We start from the raw sequence: 20,584 nt of genomic DNA, 5'->3' as shown, positions 1-20,584 counted from the left end.
ATACTATCAAGCATCGAGATCTAATTATATTTTTTTTCCAGAAGCAGCTAGGTGTTCGTCGACCTTCAAACCATCTTTCGAGCTCCCAGCTTGCCCATCTCTCATAAGAGACATTTGTTCTCGTGACTTTCTTGTATTAGTAATGAAATCCTTAGCCTCTGTTTTAAAACCTTCCAGCGCCTTCTCATTGTAGCCCCTCAACTTATCCTTGATAAATTTATCATCAACAGTTGATTGCAACTCTAATCCCGCTCTCTTACGTGGACCTTCACAGCCCGGAACATGGGATTCTATTTTAAATTTTAAATCGTTTTTCATTAAAAGAAGCGCGGCATAAACTCTATCTGCATGATGCTCATCGTCACCGGTAATAAAGATAGTTTGTTCACCCGTTCCTTTCATATTGGTTATGAGCATTTTAGCTTGTTTAATTGCCATCTGAGATTTTTCTTGTTCCGTCATTTTATCTCGTTCAACAGCATCTGTTATATCGGTTACTTTACCAGTATGATCCTGAACTAACTTTCCTGTAGCTGTAGCTTGTGCAGCATTTTGGCCTCTCGCTTTTTGTGGAAAGTTGGCAACTGATTCAATTTTATCTCCTTGCTGTAATTTTACCCCTTGATAACGAGTTTCAATAGGATTTGCAGCACTGATACCCACAGCACCCGTACTTGGAGCCACAGTTGAAGCAGTAGGATTAGATACGGTCCCGTCATTTGTTACTAATTTATCAGTAAAATGTTGGAGACGAGGATCTTTTCCTGTTTGCCAAAAAGAATCTGCCATATTTGGTTTTGTATTAATGGCGGCAAGTTTTAATCCAGCTTGTCTCTTTATTTCCTGCCAATCTCTATCTGATAGATCATTTCTTACAAAATCTTGATTAACACGCCAACTGGTTCGTTGTCTATTTACTTCAGCAAGTATCTGATCTTCATCTCCCGCTGCAGCAATGCGCGCCAAGAGTTGAGGCTGATCAATTTTTTTAATGGCCTCTGAAATCATAAAAAAATGATACTTTTCTTTAGCTCGTTTTTTTATATCTCGTGCATCGGCATCTGATAACAAGTCTTCAGTAGTCAATGCAGCACTTAAATCAACATTTCCAAGTATAACCCTAGCTGAATTTAACTTCGTTCTGACAGTATCCATAGGCGCTGTAGCAATACCTCTCAGAACTTTCAGGATATTTGCATTTACAACTTTATCGTTGCTCATTGTTAAATTGGTGTTAATGGCATCGGTAATCGTTTTGGCATTGGTAAGTGAGGTTTTTTTTGCAATCACTAAGGCGTCTAATCTAACGGCGTCTTCTTTCCTTAGGTTGGTTGTATCGAACCCAGCCGTTCCCAGAGCCAAAAGCTTGTCAGCAGCAGTACCTGAACCAGGGGTTGCATAAGCATTGAGGTGCTGGTAGTTCGCCGTATTAGTAGTAACATCCGTAAGCGTTAACCCTGTTATTGTTTGGGTAAGCGCTTGTTCTTTAAGCAGCGAGGCTTTTTTTGCAATCACTAAGGCGTCTAATCTAACGGCGTCTTCTTCCCTTAGGCTGGCTGTATCAAACCCAGCCGTTCCCAGAGCCAAAAGCTTGTCAGCAGCAGTACCTGAAAGAGGGGTTGCATAAGCATGGAGGTGCTGGTAGTCCGCCGTATTAGTAGTAACATCCGTAAGCGTTAACCCTGTTATTGTTTGGGTAAGCGCTTGTTCTTTAAGCAGCGAGGCTTTTTTTGCAATCACTAAGGCGTCTAATCTAACGGCGTCTTCTTCCCTTAGGCTGGCTGTATCAAACCCAGCCGTTCCCAGAGCCAAAAGCTTGTCAGCAGCAGTACCTGAAAGAGGGGTTGCATAAGCATGGAGGTGCTGGTAGTCCGCCGTATTAGTAGTAACATCCGTAAGCGTTAACCCTGTTATTGTTTGGGTAAGAGCTCGTTCTTTAAGCAGCGAGGCTTTTTTTGCAATCACTAAGGCGTCTAATCTAACGGCGTCTTCTTCCCTTAGGTTGGTTGTATCGAACCCAGCCGTTCCCAGAGCCAAAAGCTTGGCAGCAGGAGTAGCAGCTAAACCAGGGGGGGCATAAGCATTGAGGGACACGTAGCCCGCCGTATTAGTAGTAACATCCGTAAGCGTTAACCCTGTTATTGTTTGGGTAAGCGCTTGTTCTTTAAGCAGCGAGGCTTTTTTTGCAATCACTAAGGCGTCTAATCTAACGGCGTCTTCTTCCCTTAGGCTGGCTGTATCAAACCCAGCCGTTCCCAGAGCCAAAAGCTTGTCAGCAGCAGTACCTGAAAGAGGGGTTGCATAAGCATGGAGGTGCTGGTAGTTCGCCGTATTAGTAGTAACATCCGTAAGCGTTAACCCTGTTATTGTTTGGGTAAGAGCTCGTTCTTTAAGCAGCGAGGCTTTTTTTGCAATCACTAAGGCGTCTAATCTAACGGCGTCTTCTTTCCTTAGGTTGGTTGTATCGAACCCAGCCGTTCCCAGAGCCAAAAGCTTGTCAGCAGCAGTACCTGAACCAGGGGTTACATAAGCATTGAGGTGCTGGTAGTTCGCCGTATTAGTAGTAACATCCGTAAGCGTTAACCCTGTTATTGTTTGGGTAAGCGCTTGTTCTTTAAGCAGCGAGGCTTTTTTTGCAATCACTAAGGCGTCTAATCTAACGGCGTCTTCTTCCCTTAGGCTGGCTGTATCAAACCCAGCCGTTCCCAGAGCCAAAAGCTTGTCAGCAGCAGTACCTGAAAGAGGGGTTGCATAAGCATGGAGGTGCTGGTAGTCCGCCGTATTAGTAGTAACATCCGTAAGCGTTAACCCTGTTATTGTTTGGGTAAGCGCTTGTTCTTTAAGCAGCGAGGCTTTTTTTGCAATCACTAAGGCGTCTAATCTAACGGCGTCTTCTTCCCTTAGGTTGGTTGTATCGAACCCAGCCGTTCCCAGAGCCAAAAGCTTGGCAGCAGGAGTAGCAGCTAAACCAGGGGGGGCATAAGCATTGAGGGACACGTAGCCCGCCGTATTAGTAGTAACATCCGTAAGCGTTAACCCTGTTATTGTTTGGGTAAGAGCTCGTTCTTTAAGCAGCGAGGCTTTTTTTGCAATGGCTAAAGTTTGTAAATCTTTGACATCTGTATCATCAAGTTCTTTATGGCTTCCATATGCTGTACCGACTGTAAAAAATGTGTTGAGGTCGTAGTCGTTGGCAAAGTTTGTGCCTAATGGCAATGGTTGTCGTGTTGCAAATTCGCTTAATCGCTGACGAATCATGGTGCACTCGGCAGTACCCCACCCCCCTTTGGCGTCAATAATTGGCTGAAGGTCATTAGGGTTTTTACACTGATTAACCAGATTTATATACTTCTGACGATATCTACCTGCCATATTTTTTCTCCTACATACAAAGTGTCGCTGTACCTATACTATAATAATGGCCTAGGGCATTATTCATTAACTTCAGATCGTTATAAAATTTGTTTCCATTACACTTAATCTCATTGCTAACTTTTAATACGATTAGCACCTTGAGAACTGACTGGTCCCTCTATTTTTTTATTTTTGTCAGTGGGTGTTTTAATTCCACCCAAATTTTCTTTATAATCTGCAACTGTTTTATTCATTCCGGAATCCAATTCTTCTCTTTTTCTTTTATCCATAAGATCCTTAAAATCTGCGACTTGTTCTGCAATATGGCTTTTAGCCGTACCTTTAAATACGGTCTCATAGACGGATTCGTTAGTGAAACCTCTCCAATTTTTCTCATGGATTGGACTCCATGCAGCTGAATTTCGTGGTGAAATTTCTAATTTGCTTGCAGAAAAGTTAGGATGGTGTTCACCAAGAACAACTAACGCAGTCCATAAAAATTGTAACTCATCTTCTTTTCCTTTAATTCCCTTCAATCGAATAGGCGTTCTACCATCCCAACGTTCTAGTATATTCATGGCTGCTTCTATCGCATCTTTTGCTTTGTAATTTGGATCTTTAGATAAATACATTATCTTTAATTCCTGCGGGTGACGTTTATAAACTTCCGATCCCTGCAAGACTCCGGGAGCAATTTTCCCTTCAGGATGAAAATCCACAGTAAAACGTCCTTTATCGGCCTCGATTTTTTTGGCCGGATCACTTGGGTCAGGCTTATAATGAACCATGTCAGCGCATAAAACTTTGCCCTCTGGAGGGATTTCTTCTATTGAAAAATTCGGCTCTCTATTGGTACTTAAAGTTGTTCCTCTCGATGTAGCTGCAGCTGGATTTAATTGCGTATCTAAAGTTGCTACTTTATCTTTTTCGATGGTTTTATAAGTTACATTCAATGAACTATGCTGTAATCTACTTTTACCGCTGGAAAACTCATCGATTGTTGATAACAAACCTTTTTCACCCGAAATTTTAGCTTTAGCCTTTTGATAAAAAGCTATCTGCTCAACCACGTTTCTTTTCTCAGCCTCTAACTTTTCGCGCATCTCTGTAAATTGCAGCCTTACATCCACACTTTTAATGTCATGCGGTGGTTGAGGCTCTTTTGTACTTTCAAGACATGCATCCAAATCGCGTAAGTTACTGTGTAAATGTTCTAGAATCTCATCGCATTGTTCAGACAATTCATTATATGTCTTCTTCATTGCCTGAGTTTTTTCCCGTGTGTTACCTTCTATTGCCAAGTTATATAAACTTGCTTGCAGTACCTTATTGTCAGGAATTTTTTCTAATTTGGCCTTATGCCCTTGAATAGATTGTTTATATTTTTGTAGCTCGGTGAGCTCCTGATTTACTTCAGTAATAATTTTTTGTTTATTTGTATCGTTATCTTTATCAAATAGACTCTTTCTTTTTTCAGCCTTTATTTCCCTGAATATCGTTGGGGTAAGCGCTCTGCTTAAGGACTCCTTCAGTGCTTTATCCTTCGCGTTTAGTGGTTTATCATCCGACTCCGGAAGCAACTTATCAAGAAACTCATGAACATTTTTGCTTTCCACAAAAAGGTGTTCTGCTCTTTTGATATCATCTGCCGAATTCCAGGAAACAGGCCTGCCTACTTTTAGAAATATTTCATCAAGCCTTTTTCCAGCAGGCAATAATTTAGGTTCTTCTAGTCGCTCATAAACAATAACATTATTCTTATGATGTGCTTGAATTTTAGCGGCTACTTTATGTGGAGACACCAAAACATTAGAATTAGCAGCTGTTAAATCAAACGCTTGATAAAATTTGTCTTTATCGACAGGACTTCCACTTGCGACCCAAAGTGCTTCAACCAATGTTTGATAATCATTTAGACCAGAGAAATCAAGCGCTCTATGATCATATAGAGCTTGATTTATTGCTCCAATATCGATAGGGATACCTAGGCTGACCAATGACTTGGCGATAATCGGATTATGAATCTCCTTGAAAACTGCATTCCTTTTATTTTCTGAAACCAGTGCGCCAACATTCAGAGGCTGACCTTTGGAATCAACCTTTCCCCAAAAAAATTGAATCTGTTCCGGAGTTTGCGCATTAAGTACAAGATTTAGGTCATTAAGCTTTTCTGTTGAAGTGATTTCTTTTTGTTTTTCATCCGGCAATTGGCGAAACAAATCAATTAATGCTGCATGGGCTTCTCGACCATAACTTGATTGAAATCTATCTATCAAGTTCTTAAAATCCTCTATACGCTTATCGCGAGCAAACACTTTAAGTCGATCACGAATGACACCCTTTATATCATTTAGATGTTCAGGCTTAAGAAAAGCTAATGAAAAAGTATCAGTACCTTCTATAAATCTTGCCAACAATTTTGGTAAATTTTTTGCGCTGGCCCGATCAAGATTTTGCATATAAGATATGTTATGGGAATTAGAAGGAATTTTTGACAATAATCCCTTTAACATAGATACCTTAATCGAATCCAGATTATTCGCTCCAACCGCTTTATCGATAATCGCATCATGTCCAGCAATTCCATTTTTTAATGCGGCTTTTAAATCGACTTCATTCTGGGCATTACAAATTGGAACTGCTTTTGTACTACGATCTCCTAGATTAATACCATCTTTTAATAACTTATCTTGCAAATATCGTTCACACAGTTGTTGTTGAACTTTTGCACCTAATACAGTCTTATCTTCTTTAAGTGTATCTTTTACAGCAGCGAATTCTGACTGATTGAGTAAGGTATCAAGGAACCCTTCCGGACTCGCAATTCCTAATATGGGGGTTTTAGTTGAGAGCCATGTGTAATCAAGTGTGTTGAGAATTCGATTGAATTCTTCCAATGCAGCAATCTTTTTTAATTCATCACTACGTTCTTTAGCTTTTTCAAAAATCGCATCTGGAAATACTTGATCTAAAGAAGCCAAACCCTCCGCTGGAAAGCCCAGTGCCTGTGCAGCTAATTTAAGTTGGGCTGAGTTATTTTTGGCACTAATTAAATCATCGAGTAATTTGGGATTACGCAGATCGGGTTTGGCGATTAATTGAAATAATAATTGTTTCGCTGCCTGCTGTTGAATTCGCGTCACAGCTTCATTAGTTAGGATACTAGTAGAATCATTGGTGCCAGGATGTCCTGGTGTAGCATGAGGAACTGTTGCCTTCCATCCTTGAGGCTCAGGCATATCAGGTACTATTTTTTTCTTCAAATAAGCCCTGCACTCATCCGCATTATATTTTAAAATATTAATTAAAACTTCTTTATCTGTTACTGCATTCAAACCAAACTGGATTCGCTGTTCTGTAGCGGCTTGTTTGATTTTTTCAAAATTATCCTCCGCATCCGTTGAATTTAAAAAAGAGTCATCATTTAGATAATCATCCGGATCGACTCCTCCCAAAAATCTTGGAACTGTAGACTCCCAGTTTAAAATTCCATCCGGCCTTATATTAAACTCGCCTCCCCATAAAGCCCGGTGTTTTGTCACTGCTTTACGTAGACTCTCTGAATTACTTAAATCAACTGAGATTAATTCATCCAGTGCTTGGCGTGCTGTATCTCCTTTTGATAACAACGCAGAATTGTATATTGCACTTAAAAGAGATTTATTCTTTGCGGGCATAGTAAAACCATTCAAACCATTATCTGTATATTTTAGGATAAAATAATTAAATTATCCTTAAGTATCGCATTAAATAATAAATAATTTATCTTGCTTGAAGGATCACTATAGGATGAACTAACGTATAACATTAGTATGTAAGATAAAAGGGATTAAAATAATGAAAATTATACTTCTAGGACTTTTGTTAACATTAATTAATTTTGCTTATGCTCAAGGTTGTGTCATTGGCGAGATTCCTTCGCACCCCCGCTATGTTTGTTTTGATGGCAAAACACTACAACTTGCAGAAGATGGCCATTATCGCTGGAACGCTAAAAGGGGCTGTTTTGTGAGTGCCGTTCCCTGTTGTGCTTATAAAGCAACTCATTATGCGTTTTATCCGGATCCTACTAAAATTGGCGCTGCGTATGCCCGTTGCCGACATGACTACCCATTCCACCTTGGAGAAATGCAAACGCATTAATCTTTAATCGTCGCGAGCATTTGAGGGATTAAGTTGGTCATTTTTGTCATTATCAAGCTGGGTTATGTCGCACAATAGGATTCTTGCAACTCATATTCCAAAACAGCTTCTTTTTTCTGACCACAAGAAAAGAATGAAAAAAGATTGGAGTCTTTGGATTGATTGCGCTCTAAAGCTCGATTAATCAAGATATTGATTTCCCATTGTGTAGAACTCCAACCGTATAATCCACGTAGCTGGCGTATAATCCATAACTTACTGCGGAGCTGACGTATGTATTTTACTCCTGCCGATTCTTCCTCAGATGAGCTACCATTTATGTCATATCTTAAATGATGCAGCGTATTCTCAAAATTAGGCCGATTCTGATTCACTTCAATAAAGCGTTTAATACATTCTAAGGCTAAATTCTTTTGAAATTTTAGACAAAAATGATGATCTTCACCTATATCTCTTAAAATCAATTTTAGCGCGGGATAACTTATGTTCGGTTTGATTTTATCCAAATAAGGATTTTTAAACGTATAGGCTTTCACTAAAGACATAAGATCGGAGGCTCTAAATTTTTCGGTCATATGGGCCCCATTTTCAATTAAATTTTTGAGGATTAGCATTCCATTTTTTGTTACATCCTTCTCTTCATTTAATCCAGCTTGAACTCGTTCTGCTATACAATCTAAAGGAGTTTTACCGGCTTTATTTTTTACATTAATGAACTGGCCAAACATACTTAAAGTTTCTTCATACCGATATTCACCCAGTTTAATTGCGGTATGTAACGGCGTATCCCCTTTTTCAAATCCACCCCCTTTAAGGCATAAACTCTTATAACGTTTAAAGGATGTACGAACTTTTTCAACAAGAGCCGCCGTTATTAGATGGGGGGGAATAATTTCTTTCAATAAGTCATGGGTATTTTTACTATCCAAATTTCCCACATAATCTCGAAACTCTTTTACCGAGAATAATGCAGCTCGCAAACGGGAAAGCCTTGCTATGGTAGTTTGAGTCATCAATGCAACTTCTGCCCGATCGGCAGCATTATCCATCTCTGCACAATCTTGAAGGGTCTGCTCAATAAGCTCATGGGGTATTAAAATATGTTTATAAAATGATTTCCATTTTGCTTTAATGAACTTAGGATTATTACTTAATAAAGAAAAAGCTTTAATATCGGCATAATTATGATATTCCTTATTGTCAAAGGGATTAGCAATATAGCTAAATTTGGTTGGCCAATAGGAATTAGAAGAATAGGTTAAACACGTTAGTGATTTAAGATCCTGGACCATAATGTCAAACGCATGAGCCCCATGTATTAAATGGAACGGCCGGCGAGTTTGAAAGCTCATGATGCTGTCTACAAACATCAAATCATGATCAATTTTAAAGAACACTGCTCTAGGTTTGCCATGGCGCTCTACCAGATAAAATCCATAATTCCCTTTATGCAGATCATCTTCTTCCAAAGTATAAGAAGTCGAAAGGATGCTGGCTAAAGAGTCATAATCAATGGTTAATTTTTTTTCAATCTCCGCTTCAACTAAGCGCGCAAAAAAACCCTGCGGCAACTTATCCAGAAAATAAATAGGTATTTGAGTAGGATCATTAAGACTTATAGGAGTGGAGGCACAACCTGTATTCGGATCATTTAACGTATAAAAATCATGCTCGAACCCCTCCCTATTTGCTATAACATAGCAAAGATGCTGAACCGCCAAACCAAGAATGTTTTGGTCATCATCGACCACCAGGTTGTTGGGTGGAGTTAGATTTGACAATAAAAACAGGCGAGCCAATTGGCTAAACATCACTTCAAAACGAGAAAATCCAGATTGTCCGTATTTATTCTTTTTATAAATGATTCGGTAAGGAGATATTTCCTTACCCGGAGGAGTATATACCGCTTTAAGATAGGCCTCATGACCCGATGCGTGTGACGCCGGTCCTAAAGTAATATCTCTAATCTGAAAAAATGCAGCCATGAACCATAAATTGGAATCAAGTTGCGCTAAATTTTAACATAAAGAACAAAAAAATCAATTCTCATCAATGGTTAAAGTATCATTTTGAGAATCAAAATCTCCGCTGCTGTTTAAACGGATTTGCAAACCCACATTATTTTTGGAATCAGCATACTTAATTGCATTTTCTTGGGAAATGGCTCCGCTGCGGTACAATTTTAATAGAGCCTGATCGAATGTCTGCATGCCCTGTTCGGTGCTGCGTTCCATTGCCTCTTTAATATCATCAATTTTTCCTTTCTCGATCAAATCAGAAACATAAGGTGTATTTAATAATAATTCTACAGCGGCCATGCGCTGATTATTCACACCAGGAATAAGGCGCATGGAAATAATAGACCGTAAGTTAAGTGACAAATCCATCAATACCTGTTTTCGGGCGTCTTCGGGGAAAAAATTGACAATTCGATCCATAGCCTGGTTTGCATTATTGGCATGAAGTGTCGAAATACATAAATGTCCTGTTTCTGCATAAGCAATAGCATGCTTCATAGCATTGCGCTCACGAATCTCACCAATTAAAATCACATCCGGGGCTTCACGCATTGCATTGACTAACGCATTATCATAACTCATCGTATCAATACCTACTTCACGTTGATCGACTATTGATTTTTTATGTTGATGAATAAATTCGATTGGGTCTTCAATGGTTAAAATATGCCCACTTTGATTTTCATTGCGATAATCAATCATTGATGCCAAGGTGGTTGACTTACCCGAACCGGTAGCACCTACCACTAAAACCAGTCCGCGTAACTCCATAACAATCGATTTTAAAATCAGAGGTAAATTTAATTGTTCCAGTGAAGGAATCTTATTCTTAATATAACGCACCACCATCGAGATGTCTCCACGCTGGCGAAACATATTAATTCTGAAACGCCCGACCGAGGCAATGGAGAGTGCCATATTCAGTTCTAAAGTAGACTCGAATTCTTTACGCTGATCATCGCTCATCAACGATAATGCGATTTCAGCCATTTGTTGGGATTTGAGTGGTACTTGGCCTACAGGAGAAATTACCCCTTCAATTTTAATATTAGGTGGCGCCCCTACACTGAAAAATAAGTCTGAAGCACCGCGATCAACCATCAATTTAAAAAAAGGAGTAATGTCCATATATTATCCTACCATCGTCAGAGTGTAGCCTGTGTAAAACACCAAGACTACACTGTAAGACTCGTTAAGAAATCACCAAATCCCGTATCCTTCGATTTTCTAATTCATTCTGACACGCCTTTAGAAAAATCGTTTTGGCATTTTTTGCTGCCTCGCTCTGGACTGGCATTAAATCTACCACCTCATAGAGACGCATCAAAAAATTTACACATTCTTCTTTAGTATATTCTATGGATTTCACTTTGTGGGGAAGACGTTCCTCTTTTATACTCATATTCTTTAATTCAGCTTCCAAAGCCGGGCTTAAATCAAGCATTTCTTGGAAATAATTGGTATTAAAAGGAGCCATAGCCAAACGCTCTGCCCCGTCATTTTTATTGGGTGTCGCATTCCACCGTTGCGCTGCTTCGATAAATTCTTTCATGTTTTTCGAATCTAAAAACTGAGAATAATGAATCACCCCAGCGGGAAATTGTTTTCCTAAATGATTTCTTACTTCGAATTTTTGTTCCTTCAAAAACCCTAAAAATTCTTTTTCAAAACGTACAATACCTGGTGTTTGGGGGTGAGTGACTACATCTAAAGCAATAATATGTTCATCAGGACTACTCGTACCGGTTGGGGACAATCCCCCATTAGTCCCTTTCAGATAACGAACATAGACTGCATAGGTTATCGGATATTCCCCAAGCCTCGATGCCTTAATAACTTGATTTTCGATTTGGTGCAAAATAGCCTCTAAATGTTCCCCCGCTTTATCATCTTGGACAGGAATAAAATAATCCACATCACGTAATTTTTCGGGGAAAGCGACTTGAGGATGAGTGAGATGATTTTCAAAATCGACTATAGGTTTTGTTCCACGTTCCTCAATCGACTGAGCTGCAGCAATTAACATAAACTCGGGTAATAAACCTTTTAACTCCGAATTAACCAAAAAGTCCATTAAATCTTCACCCAATCTTAATCCCAACTCTTGAACAAAAGATGTAATTGTTGGTGAATAGGTGGGTTGACTTTTTTGAGTGGGTTTATCCGTAGTGTAATTCCACATACGCACTTGCCACTGATGAACGTTTTCACCCAGAGGGGAAGAGCTTGGCATTCCCATAACACTCACGTAGTGATTATTCCTTAATATATCCCCCAGCTTGCCCTTCATCTCTTCGGTATTGTGAAATACTGCAATTGTTTCACGCAAATTGTAAGCCTGTACCGCGCGCATTTTGACACTAAGAATAACGCCTAGAAAACCGCTATGTGCAGCACGCAACGTGTGAAAATCAGGATGCTCGGGAGTGAGCTCACGAATGTTCCCATCCATATCACACACTTCGATTGATTCAATCAAGCTACTTACTGCCGGTTCATCTCGGCCAGTACCATGTCCTCCAGGCCCAAGTAGTCCAATCAAACTTGCCCAACTCAACATACTCAATGTCGAAGAAGATAAATTATTTTTGCGCAAAAATTCCGCATATTCAGCTATTTGCATTCCAGCACTTACTTCAACCAAAAAAGCTTGAAGTTGATGAATTGGATTGTTGGGATTTAGCCATGCTGGTTTCGTATGAAGAGGACCCAGAACTTTGGCTTTGTGAAATTTCTTTTTAAAACGAAGAATAATGTCGGTGCCTTCACCTTCAGGCGATGCTCTTCCTCCTACCACTTCTGAAAAAGAGAAACTGCCTTTACCATATTCTGCTGCTTGGACTTTGGACCACGGAAATAAACAACAGCTCAAGCTTTTATCTTTATCTTCCCAACCGGCAGTCACTCTTAAGGTAATTTTATCTTTAGGAGTCCGGTCCTTATTCATCCGGGCTAGTTCTTTCATGATTAATTGGACTTGTGCTTTTTTGTCTACATCAACAACTACGGCAGAGGGATTACGTACGTTGCCCATAAAATTCGTCCACCCCTGACTAAACGAAATTTTGTTGCGGGTTAGCATATCCATAAAATCAAATTTTAGCTTGGCTGGAAAAGTCATCATTGCTCCTATCGTTGATTGCATCAAAAAAGGTAAAGACTTTATTCACCCATCATGTCATAAATTCTTGAAACGTTACATATAGGAATGAGATCCAAGCGTATGGTTTAGGTGCAGGCCAAGCCGTAACCCAAGTGCGCGCACTCAGGCTTCTATTGTAGAATTACATTTTTTCCAAAACTTCGTGTAAATATTTAACGGGTTCGATCAGCATTGACGAGTTTTGCTGTTTGGGTGCATTGGCAAAAGGCACTATTGCTCGTTTAAAACCATGTTTTGCTGCTTCTTTTAATCGTTCTTGTCCACTTTGTACGGGTCTAATTTCACCGGCCAATCCAACTTCCCCAAAGATAATGGTTTCCCGATCAAAAATTCGATTACGTAAACTCGACACTACGGCGGCTAATAAAGCCAAATCAGATCCTGTTTCCGTCACTTTCACACCCCCTACTACATTAATAAAAATATCTTGATCGTAGGTAGCAATTCCTCCATGTCGATGTAAAACAGCCAGTAAAATAGCCAAGCGATTGGACTCAAGTCCAACTGTTACACGTTTGGATTGCTGCCCATGCGCTTCATCCACTAGCGCTTGAACTTCTACCAGCATTGGACGCGACCCTTCCCAAGTAACCATCACTGCACTACCTGCAGTAGGCTCTGGTTGACGCGATAAAAAAATCGCTGAAGGATTGGCCACTTCTTTTAGACCCTTGTCCGTCATTGCAAACACACCCAGCTCATTGACTGCACCAAAACGATTTTTAATGGCACGAATGACTCGGAACCGGCTGTCACTTTGACCTTCAAAATACAAAACGCTGTCTACCATATGCTCCAAAACTCGTGGACCGGCTAAAGCGCCTTCCTTCGTTACATGTCCAACTAGAAACACTGCGGTCTGGGTTAGCTTCGCGAAACGAACCAATTGAGCGGCCGACTCACGTACCTGGCTTACTCCTCCTGGAGCAGAACTTATATTTTCCGTAAAAATTGTTTGAATGGAATCGATAACAATAACTTTGGGACTTTCTTTTTGGGCATGAGCAATAATTGATTCAACCTGTGTCTCCGCTAAAAGCCTCAAACCGGCCAAAGGCAATCCCAGGCGTTTGGCACGCATCGCTACTTGCTGTAAGGATTCTTCACCAGTGACATATAAAACGGTTTCCTGCATGGAGAGATTTGCCAAAGTTTGCAGTAACAAAGTGGATTTACCTATACCCGGATCTCCCCCGATCAGAACTACAGAGCCATAAACTAAACCGCCACCAAGGACTCTGTTCAATTCGGATAAACCACAATCCATGCGTACTTCTTTATCCATAACTACATCTTCTACAGCAGTGATTACCGAACGTTGATTCACCCAAGAACCGCTGCGCGAATTTTTATTGACCGGCATCCCTTCTTCAGCAATAGAATTCCATACCCCACACTGCGTGCATTGTCCGGCCCATTGCTTAAAAATTGCGGCGCATTGACTGCATACAAATTGGGTTTTCGTTTTCATACTTATTCCATCTAATTCGGTTGCTGTTTAATATACACGATTTCGTCTATCGAATCTTCACTCGCTCGATTCCGAGGTAGACTAGGTGCAGCGAAGTAACCCGGAAATCCAAGTCAAATAAAATTAATTTACTGACATTGAATCCTGAGTACAACTCAGTATAATCAGTACATTTTGCACAATCAGGACAAAATCTATGAGCCAAGGTATGCATTTTGAGCAGTCGATTACGGAACTAGAGGAAATTGTCAGGCAACTAGAAAAAGGCGAACTCTCTTTAGAAGACTCACTGAAACAATTTGAGAAAGGAATTAGCCTAGCTAGAAGTTGTCAGGATGTGCTACAAAAAGCCGAACAGAAAATAGAAACATTAACCTCGGCAGAACCCAGCTCGGATGAACAATTAAGTGATAAGTAATTACATAAAACGGCATGAAGAATTTCTCAAACAAATAATCAATAACTCTTCTGTACCTGCCACAACGATACGTTCTGCAATTAATTATTCCCTGTTCACCGGTGGAAAGAGAATTAGACCTATTTTAGTCTATTTAACTGGAGAGTTGCTGGATCTGGATCTAAAAATTCTCGATGTTATTGCTGCCGCAATTGAATTAACGCATTGTTATTCTTTAATTCATGATGATCTTCCTGCTATGGACAATGATGATTTGCGTCGTGGTAAACCGAGCTGTCATAAAGCCTTTGATGAGGCAACAGCCATTTTAGCCGGTGATGGCATGCAACCCTTGGCAGTTGAAGTTCTCTTGACCCATCTTTCTCCGCTAATTGAACCCCAACAAGTTATTGCGGTGACTCTTGAACTGGTTAAAGCTAGCGGCATTAGCGGTATGGTGAGTGGACAAAGCCTAGATTTGTCTGAATTAGCGAAATCTTCTACTAGCGAAAAACAACTGAGAGAAATCCACTATCTTAAAACGGGTCGACTTATTTTAGCGTGCATTGAAATGGTCCTAAATGCCCATACAGTATCCAAAGTACATCAAGTTGCTTTAAGGACTTATGCCAGTCATTTAGGTCTGGTGTTTCAAATGCAAGATGACTACTTAGATTATTATGCTCCTGCAGACTTGGGTAAAGGCCGCTCTTCTGACTTGGCAAACCAAAAAACCACATTTGCCACCTTATATTCAAAAAGTAAATTGGAAGAAGAAATTAACGCGCATTATCAAATTGCATTCGATGCGCTCAAAATATTTGATCAGAAAGCACTTGCATTGATTGACTTAACCCAACAATTACACGAACGTAGTAAACTGGATAGTTAGTAAAATTCAGTTATATTGCTAAAGTAATGTTAAAGCGAATAATTACCGTCATTTCAAGTTAATCCATGCCTAAAAGGAATCAGGAATGTCAATTGCAATTGTATGGTTTCGTCAAGACTTGCGCTGTCATGATAATCCAGCATTGTATACAGCGTGTAAAAATAATCGCACGATCATACCTCTTTACATTTTAGAAGACCTCGACGAATTAATTGGTGGATCTCAAGGTTGGTGGCTACATCATAGCCTCGCTAGTTTGCAAAATGAATTAAAAAAACAGGGTCTGAAGCTATGCTTTAAAAAAGGAAATGCATTACAGATTTTAAAAAAACTCATCGAACACCATGCAATTACTGAGATTTATTGGAATCGATGTTATGAGCCAGCACGTATTGCACGGGATAAACACATTAAGAATGAGTTGACTACCTTAGGTATAAAAGTCACCTCGTTCAACGGGAGTTTGCTTAATGAGCCGTGGACTATCAAAAATAAAAGCGGCGAGTACTTTAAAGTGTTTACCCCATTTTGGAAACAATGTTTACAGCAAATTGAACTACCCAATTATCTTGTAATTCATAATTGGCCTAATAGCCTTAACACAAGTTCAGAAAATCTAGCCGAATGGAACCTCTTACCTAAAAAACCTGATTGGGCAAAAGAATTTCATGAGTTTTGGGAACCCGGTGAGCTTGGAGCCCAGAAAAAGCTGGATTTTTTTATTCAAAATCACTTACAAAATTATAAAAAATCTCGTGACGAACCGAGTCAAGAAGGTACCTCCCGTCTATCACCCCATTTACATTTTGGTGAAATCAGCCCTTGGCAAATATGGAGAGCAATCGAACAAATCCAGTTTCAAAAAAAATATAATTTAAGTTCGGTGGAATGCTTTCAAACAGAACTAGGTTGGAGAGAGTTTTCCTATCATTTACTTTACCATGTTCCGAATTTACCTCATGAAAATTTTCGTCAAGAGTTCAATGCTTTTTCATGGCAAAAAAATAAGAAACAACTCAAACTCTGGCAGCAAGGCTTAACCGGATTTCCAATTGTCGATGCGGGGATGCGGGAATTATGGAGGACCGGCTACATGCATAACCGAGTACGAATGATTGTTGCCTCTTTCCTGGTTAAAGATTTATTAATCGATTGGCGAGAAGGAGCTAAATGGTTTTGGTACACACTTCTTGATGCTGATTTAGCAAACAATTCCACCAGTTGGCAATGGATAGCGGGAACAGGGACTGATTCCGCACCTTACTTTCGTATTTTCAACCCCATACTCCAAGGAGAAAAATTCGATCCCCTCGGTAAATACGTTAAAACATGGATACCGGAATTAACGCAGGTTCCCAATAAATGGATTCACAAACCTTGGGAAGCCCCTCAAAATGAGTTACCCATCACTCTAGGCCAAGATTATCCTCTACCAATAATAGATCATAATCTAGCAAGGAAAAGAGCATTACAAGAATATCAAGCAATTAAGAAAAAATAGATATTTAGCTCTTGCGTCTTATTATCTGTGAAATAGGGATCATGGTTTCAACCCCGAGTTCTGTCTTTCTTTGTTCTCCCTTCCAGGCATGTCCGTACACGACTTCATAGGTCAATGGATACTTTCCATTAGCAGTTTGCTGGGTAGAATAATTTTGTTCGAATTGTTGCCAAGCTGTTTTCCCGGTTAAACCTTGGTTTCGTTGCGGATTAATATTGATTACTCCTTGAGCTTTTAAAGCATGTAATAACTGGGGCAATGTTTCATAATGCACTGCCAATACTTCCATATCGACCACTGGTTCCAAAAAATGCTCTGACATTAAGAAATCCCCTACATCATGCATGTCGGCAAACTCATTCACATGAGCATACTTATTTACTCCGGACCAGGCATGTTTCAATTCTTTAAAGGTATCTGGTCCCAAGGTAGTAAACATCAAACATCCATTGGCATTCATGACTCGATTCAATTCTCGAAAAACTCGCTGCAAAGGACCGCCCCAGTGAATAACTTGGTTGGCAAAGATTAAATCAAATGTGCCTGTAACAAATGGCATATGCAACATATCTGCTGCTACTAAAGGCCATTTGCGTCGCCAACCTTGTTTTTTTTGTGCCTGGATTAACATAAGCTGAGCCAAATCCAAACCAATAACTTGGGACTTTGGATACATTTTACTCAATTCATAAGAAAAAAAGCCCGGCCCACATCCTAGGTCAAGAATACGCTGCGGCTTCATATTCAAATACTGTAATCGATCGAGTAACCGTACTCCAATTTCTTGTTGTACCTTAGCAGTACGTTCATATTCAGCGGCATGTTGATTAAATGCCTTGCTAATTTCGTAGATAACAGCCATTATAAAACCAGGAAAAAATTAATGGATTCCAACGCTCGTGCGCCAGAAAATATGGAGTTTAACACAAAGTTTACGCTTGTACTCAATATGTGCTCTATGCAACCAATTTCATAATTGCAAAATGGCGGTATGCAACGCGTGTATTGAGCTCCTGACTCGTTTAGGCCCTGCGTGTCATTACTGCGCTTATCCTTTACCTGATACGCATCTGTTAGTCTGCGGTCGCTGTATTAAAAAAACTCCTTATTTCGATCGAACAATTATTCATTACATTTTTGAAGAGCCACTGCGTAGTCTTTTGCATCAATTTAAATACCATAATGGTCTTTATCTGGGTTCTTTTTTAAGTCACTTGATTGTGAATTCTCTCGGTCATGAAACGAAGCCCCAATGTTTAATCCCAGTCCCCATGCATCCGCAACGGATCAAGGCACGTGGATTTAATCATGCTGCCGTTTTAGTTCGTTTACTCGCCAAAAAACTCCAGTTACCCTATGATTTAACCAGTTGCCAAAAAATCATTAATACAGAACCTCAGGCAAGTCTTGATGGAGAACACCGACAAAGAAATCTACGCCATGCGTTTAAAACAAAAAAACTTCCATGGCATCATGTAGCAATTATTGATGATCTCTTAACGACCGGAAGCACTGCAAATGAGCTGGCATTGACTTTAAAAAAGTCGGGAGTAAAACTGGTAGATGTATGGTGCTGTGCACGTACGGTGGGTAAATTATAAAAATCCGGATCCAGGGTTTCGCTGCCACTTTAGTGCCCCTCTTAGTCTACTCCCCGCGGTTTCCAGGATTGTAGAGCAATGCTTTTGGATTCCGAGGTCAAGCTGCTGGACCTCGGATAAGAGCTGAAGGTTTTATTATATATCCAGTTTCTGGGTTAATTGTGACTCATCAATATTACAAAATTTCAACATCATGGAAATATCAATACCATAGGGTGTAATGCCATGCTCCATTCCTTGAACAATCAATGTTGCATTACCATGTCCAAGAGATTTATAGGATATCTCATGGTGATCTGCAAAAGATTGAATTGCTTCTTCTGCTGCTCCAATACTGCCTTCAAAGCTACCTCTATCAATATTTAAGTGAGTATTTTCAATCTTAATTTGAATCCTATCACATTCTCCTTTTTTCTTTTTTTCTGTCGAAAAAAAACGCTTATAACTTGATGTTTGCCGTTCGACTGGCTCTTCTTTTTGCAATTTTCGATACATGATTTGTCCCATTTTTATCTAAAGTGCTCAATTGTAATTGGCCTCCAAGGAGAAAGTAAATCACCCATGAGCAATAGCTAGATCGAAAATAATTTAGATTCGCTGCAGATCATTCATTATTAAATGGACCAACAAGACACAAAATATTATAAATGCCAATCGATGCAATAAAAGTTCCATAGGTACAGAGACCGCTTTTCCACGAACTTTTTCAATGAGCGCATACACTATAGAGCCTCCATCCAAACCAGGGATAGGGAATAGGTTAACTACTGCAACCGCCAAACTTAAACTGGCTATGAAGAATAGAAAAACCACCATTCCTTGGGTGAGTGAAGCCACTGACGCTGCAAAAATACCTAAGGGTCCTAATAAGACTGAAAAAGGGATCACTCCGGTCAGTAATTGTTTCAATATCATCAGAAAAAAATAAACCATGTTCCCCATAAATGCATTCGTTTTATGTATGGCATCCATAAGGGATGATGCCCGCAATGTATTTTTTGGTGCAGATAAATTCGGTTTAATTCCTAATTCCGTCAATAAAGATATTTTTGTCCCATGAAACTGCTGATGGCTTAAGTCAAGTGTGGTATTTGACTCTTGACCATCAGCCCGAATCAGCGTAACTGGAATATTATCCTTTCCCCAAAGAGTTACCAAACTCATTCCCACATCGCTCCAAGTCGGAGTAGCAGAACCGTTAATTGATTTGAATTTGTCCCCAGGAAGCATTCCTTTTTGTGCTGCAGTACTGTTGGGAAGTACTTCTTTGATTTCTGGCATCGTATAGGTAAGGCCTATGCTATACACCAGGATAAAAGCAAACCAGGCGGTAATCAGATTAGCTACCGCTCCCGCTAATAAAATAAGAATACGCTGCCAAATTGGTTTTTTATCAAAACATACGGAATGATCTTTAGGATCTACAGGACTAATCCGCGTATTTTCTAATTGAACATAACCACCTAATGGAAAAAAGGCCCATACCCATTCACAACCACTTCGACTTTGCCAAACTAATAACGGCTTCCCAAAACCGATAGAAATTTTTTTGATTTTTACTGAAAATATACGGGCTACTAATGCATGCCCCCCCTCATGTATTCCAACAACCAGAATCAATGTGAGAATAATGGCGATAATTGCCAAAAACATAAGCTACTCCTTTATCGAGGGCGCGTGTTATCTACAATTAATTGTAATACCGGTGTACCCTTCTTACCGTTTAGTTCATAACCTTGTCTATAAACCTCAAAAATACGATACGCCTGATTCGATTCGCTATCAACCAATTCAACATCATCACCCTGTTCATCAATTAACGTGACCGTTAAATGAATCTCCCGAAATCCAGCGATATGATATCGATCTTTAAATAATTCTAATACACGTGCCAAGCTTTTTGCTGCTTCTTCGCCACTATGTTCGCCCTGCAGGATAATATCCATGATGCTCTCCCCATACTTGGGATTTTGTATAAAACCCTCTATTCTTGTTAGCGGCAGAATAAATATGTACTTTAATTTTACAATTAAGTTTTTTTTTA

At 39.7% G+C, this 20,584-nt stretch carries 15 protein-coding genes; 5 read left to right on the top strand and 10 right to left on the bottom strand.

Going from position 1 to position 20,584, the window contains the following annotated elements:
• Positions 1 to 24: 24 nt before the first annotated feature.
• Positions 25 to 3,372 carry a hypothetical protein gene (locus HBNCFIEN_RS03260; protein WP_182392658.1) on the bottom strand — a complete coding sequence of 1,116 codons (3,348 nt, stop codon included), beginning with the start codon at positions 3,370 to 3,372 and terminating at the stop codon, positions 25 to 27.
• 116 nt (positions 3,373 to 3,488) lie between these two features.
• The gene (locus HBNCFIEN_RS03255) at positions 3,489 to 7,031 is read right to left on the bottom strand and encodes a hypothetical protein (protein WP_182392657.1); all 3,543 of its coding nucleotides are present in this window, start codon (positions 7,029 to 7,031) and stop codon (positions 3,489 to 3,491) included.
• 160 nt (positions 7,032 to 7,191) lie between these two features.
• Between HBNCFIEN_RS03255 and HBNCFIEN_RS03250 the strand changes: the two genes are divergently transcribed.
• On the top strand, positions 7,192 to 7,497 hold the full coding sequence (locus HBNCFIEN_RS03250) for a hypothetical protein (RefSeq protein ID WP_182392656.1): 306 nt from the start codon (positions 7,192 to 7,194) through the stop codon (positions 7,495 to 7,497).
• A 62-nt stretch (positions 7,498 to 7,559) separates the two neighbouring features.
• On the opposite strand, the gene ankK is transcribed toward HBNCFIEN_RS03250, so the two are convergent.
• The 4 genes from ankK to radA form a co-directional block, all read right to left on the bottom strand.
• Complete coding sequence (ankK, locus tag HBNCFIEN_RS03245; protein ID WP_182392655.1) at positions 7,560 to 9,482, bottom strand: Dot/Icm T4SS effector AnkK/LegA5; 1,923 nt, start codon at positions 9,480 to 9,482, stop codon at positions 7,560 to 7,562.
• 54 nt (positions 9,483 to 9,536) lie between these two features.
• Positions 9,537 to 10,643, bottom strand: coding sequence for a PilT/PilU family type 4a pilus ATPase (locus HBNCFIEN_RS03240; RefSeq protein ID WP_182392654.1), 1,107 nt, complete (start codon positions 10,641 to 10,643; stop codon positions 9,537 to 9,539).
• Between the two features lie 64 nt (positions 10,644 to 10,707).
• Complete coding sequence (locus tag HBNCFIEN_RS03235) at positions 10,708 to 12,639, bottom strand: L-gulono-gamma-lactone oxidase (protein WP_255464320.1); 1,932 nt, start codon at positions 12,637 to 12,639, stop codon at positions 10,708 to 10,710.
• A gap of 160 nt (positions 12,640 to 12,799) precedes the next feature.
• The gene (gene radA, locus HBNCFIEN_RS03230) at positions 12,800 to 14,149 is read right to left on the bottom strand and encodes a DNA repair protein RadA (protein ID WP_182392653.1); all 1,350 of its coding nucleotides are present in this window, start codon (positions 14,147 to 14,149) and stop codon (positions 12,800 to 12,802) included.
• A 196-nt stretch (positions 14,150 to 14,345) separates the two neighbouring features.
• Between radA and HBNCFIEN_RS03225 the strand changes: the two genes are divergently transcribed.
• The 3 genes from HBNCFIEN_RS03225 (at position 14,346) to HBNCFIEN_RS03215 (ending at position 16,939) form a co-directional block, all read left to right on the top strand.
• Positions 14,346 to 14,567 carry an exodeoxyribonuclease VII small subunit gene (locus tag HBNCFIEN_RS03225; RefSeq protein ID WP_182392652.1) on the top strand — a complete coding sequence of 74 codons (222 nt, stop codon included), beginning with the start codon at positions 14,346 to 14,348 and terminating at the stop codon, positions 14,565 to 14,567.
• Entirely contained in the window at positions 14,557 to 15,438 is an 882-nt protein-coding gene (locus tag HBNCFIEN_RS03220; protein ID WP_182392651.1) for a polyprenyl synthetase family protein, read from the top strand. Before HBNCFIEN_RS03225 ends, HBNCFIEN_RS03220 begins: the two co-directional genes overlap by 11 nt.
• Positions 15,439 to 15,523: 85 nt before the next feature.
• On the top strand, positions 15,524 to 16,939 hold the full coding sequence (locus HBNCFIEN_RS03215; protein ID WP_182392650.1) for a deoxyribodipyrimidine photo-lyase: 1,416 nt from the start codon (positions 15,524 to 15,526) through the stop codon (positions 16,937 to 16,939).
• A 4-nt stretch (positions 16,940 to 16,943) separates the two neighbouring features.
• Here the strand turns inward: HBNCFIEN_RS03215 and bioC are convergent, their stop codons facing one another.
• On the bottom strand, positions 16,944 to 17,801 hold the full coding sequence (gene bioC / locus HBNCFIEN_RS03210) for a malonyl-ACP O-methyltransferase BioC (protein WP_182392649.1): 858 nt from the start codon (positions 17,799 to 17,801) through the stop codon (positions 16,944 to 16,946).
• A gap of 37 nt (positions 17,802 to 17,838) precedes the next feature.
• Between bioC and HBNCFIEN_RS03205 the strand changes: the two genes are divergently transcribed.
• On the top strand, positions 17,839 to 18,540 hold the full coding sequence (locus tag HBNCFIEN_RS03205) for a ComF family protein (RefSeq protein WP_370530105.1): 702 nt from the start codon (positions 17,839 to 17,841) through the stop codon (positions 18,538 to 18,540).
• Positions 18,541 to 18,675: 135 nt separating this feature from the next.
• On the opposite strand, the gene HBNCFIEN_RS03200 is transcribed toward HBNCFIEN_RS03205, so the two are convergent.
• The 3 genes from HBNCFIEN_RS03200 to HBNCFIEN_RS03190 all read right to left on the bottom strand — a co-directional run bounded on the left by HBNCFIEN_RS03200 (position 18,676) and on the right by HBNCFIEN_RS03190 (position 20,486).
• Positions 18,676 to 19,035, bottom strand: a complete 360-nt coding sequence (locus tag HBNCFIEN_RS03200) for a hypothetical protein (RefSeq protein WP_182392648.1) — start codon at positions 19,033 to 19,035, stop codon at positions 18,676 to 18,678.
• Between the two features lie 93 nt (positions 19,036 to 19,128).
• Complete coding sequence (locus HBNCFIEN_RS03195) at positions 19,129 to 20,193, bottom strand: RIP metalloprotease (RefSeq protein ID WP_182392647.1); 1,065 nt, start codon at positions 20,191 to 20,193, stop codon at positions 19,129 to 19,131.
• 11 nt (positions 20,194 to 20,204) lie between these two features.
• On the bottom strand, positions 20,205 to 20,486 hold the full coding sequence (locus tag HBNCFIEN_RS03190; RefSeq protein ID WP_182392646.1) for a hypothetical protein: 282 nt from the start codon (positions 20,484 to 20,486) through the stop codon (positions 20,205 to 20,207).
• Positions 20,487 to 20,584 lie beyond the last annotated feature (98 nt).

The sequence above is a fragment of the Legionella sp. PC997 genome, from assembly GCF_014109825.1.
GTDB lineage: Bacteria > Pseudomonadota > Gammaproteobacteria > Legionellales > Legionellaceae > Legionella.
Note: the sequence above shows the minus strand (reverse complement) of the source record. Positions and strands in the feature narration are given on the sequence as shown.

What these genes read in the sequence shown, in the direction of transcription:
- HBNCFIEN_RS03250 (WP_182392656.1), top strand. Translation starts at nt 7,192, where the DNA reads ATGAAAATTATACTTCTAGGACTTTTGTTAACATTAATTAATTTTGCT.
- HBNCFIEN_RS03240 (WP_182392654.1), bottom strand. Translation starts at nt 10,643, where the DNA reads ATGGACATTACTCCTTTTTTTAAATTGATGGTTGATCGCGGTGCTTCA.
- HBNCFIEN_RS03215 (WP_182392650.1), top strand. Translation starts at nt 15,524, where the DNA reads ATGTCAATTGCAATTGTATGGTTTCGTCAAGACTTGCGCTGTCATGAT.
- HBNCFIEN_RS03260 (WP_182392658.1), bottom strand. Translation starts at nt 3,372, where the DNA reads ATGGCAGGTAGATATCGTCAGAAGTATATAAATCTGGTTAATCAGTGT.
- HBNCFIEN_RS03190 (WP_182392646.1), bottom strand. Translation starts at nt 20,486, where the DNA reads ATGGATATTATCCTGCAGGGCGAACATAGTGGCGAAGAAGCAGCAAAA.
- HBNCFIEN_RS03225 (WP_182392652.1), top strand. Translation starts at nt 14,346, where the DNA reads ATGAGCCAAGGTATGCATTTTGAGCAGTCGATTACGGAACTAGAGGAA.
- HBNCFIEN_RS03200 (WP_182392648.1), bottom strand. Translation starts at nt 19,035, where the DNA reads ATGTATCGAAAATTGCAAAAAGAAGAGCCAGTCGAACGGCAAACATCA.
- HBNCFIEN_RS03255 (WP_182392657.1), bottom strand. Translation starts at nt 7,031, where the DNA reads ATGCCCGCAAAGAATAAATCTCTTTTAAGTGCAATATACAATTCTGCG.
- ankK (WP_182392655.1), bottom strand. Translation starts at nt 9,482, where the DNA reads ATGGCTGCATTTTTTCAGATTAGAGATATTACTTTAGGACCGGCGTCA.
- HBNCFIEN_RS03235 (WP_255464320.1), bottom strand. Translation starts at nt 12,639, where the DNA reads ATGATGACTTTTCCAGCCAAGCTAAAATTTGATTTTATGGATATGCTA.
- HBNCFIEN_RS03195 (WP_182392647.1), bottom strand. Translation starts at nt 20,193, where the DNA reads ATGTTTTTGGCAATTATCGCCATTATTCTCACATTGATTCTGGTTGTT.
- bioC (WP_182392649.1), bottom strand. Translation starts at nt 17,801, where the DNA reads ATGGCTGTTATCTACGAAATTAGCAAGGCATTTAATCAACATGCCGCT.
- radA (WP_182392653.1), bottom strand. Translation starts at nt 14,149, where the DNA reads ATGAAAACGAAAACCCAATTTGTATGCAGTCAATGCGCCGCAATTTTT.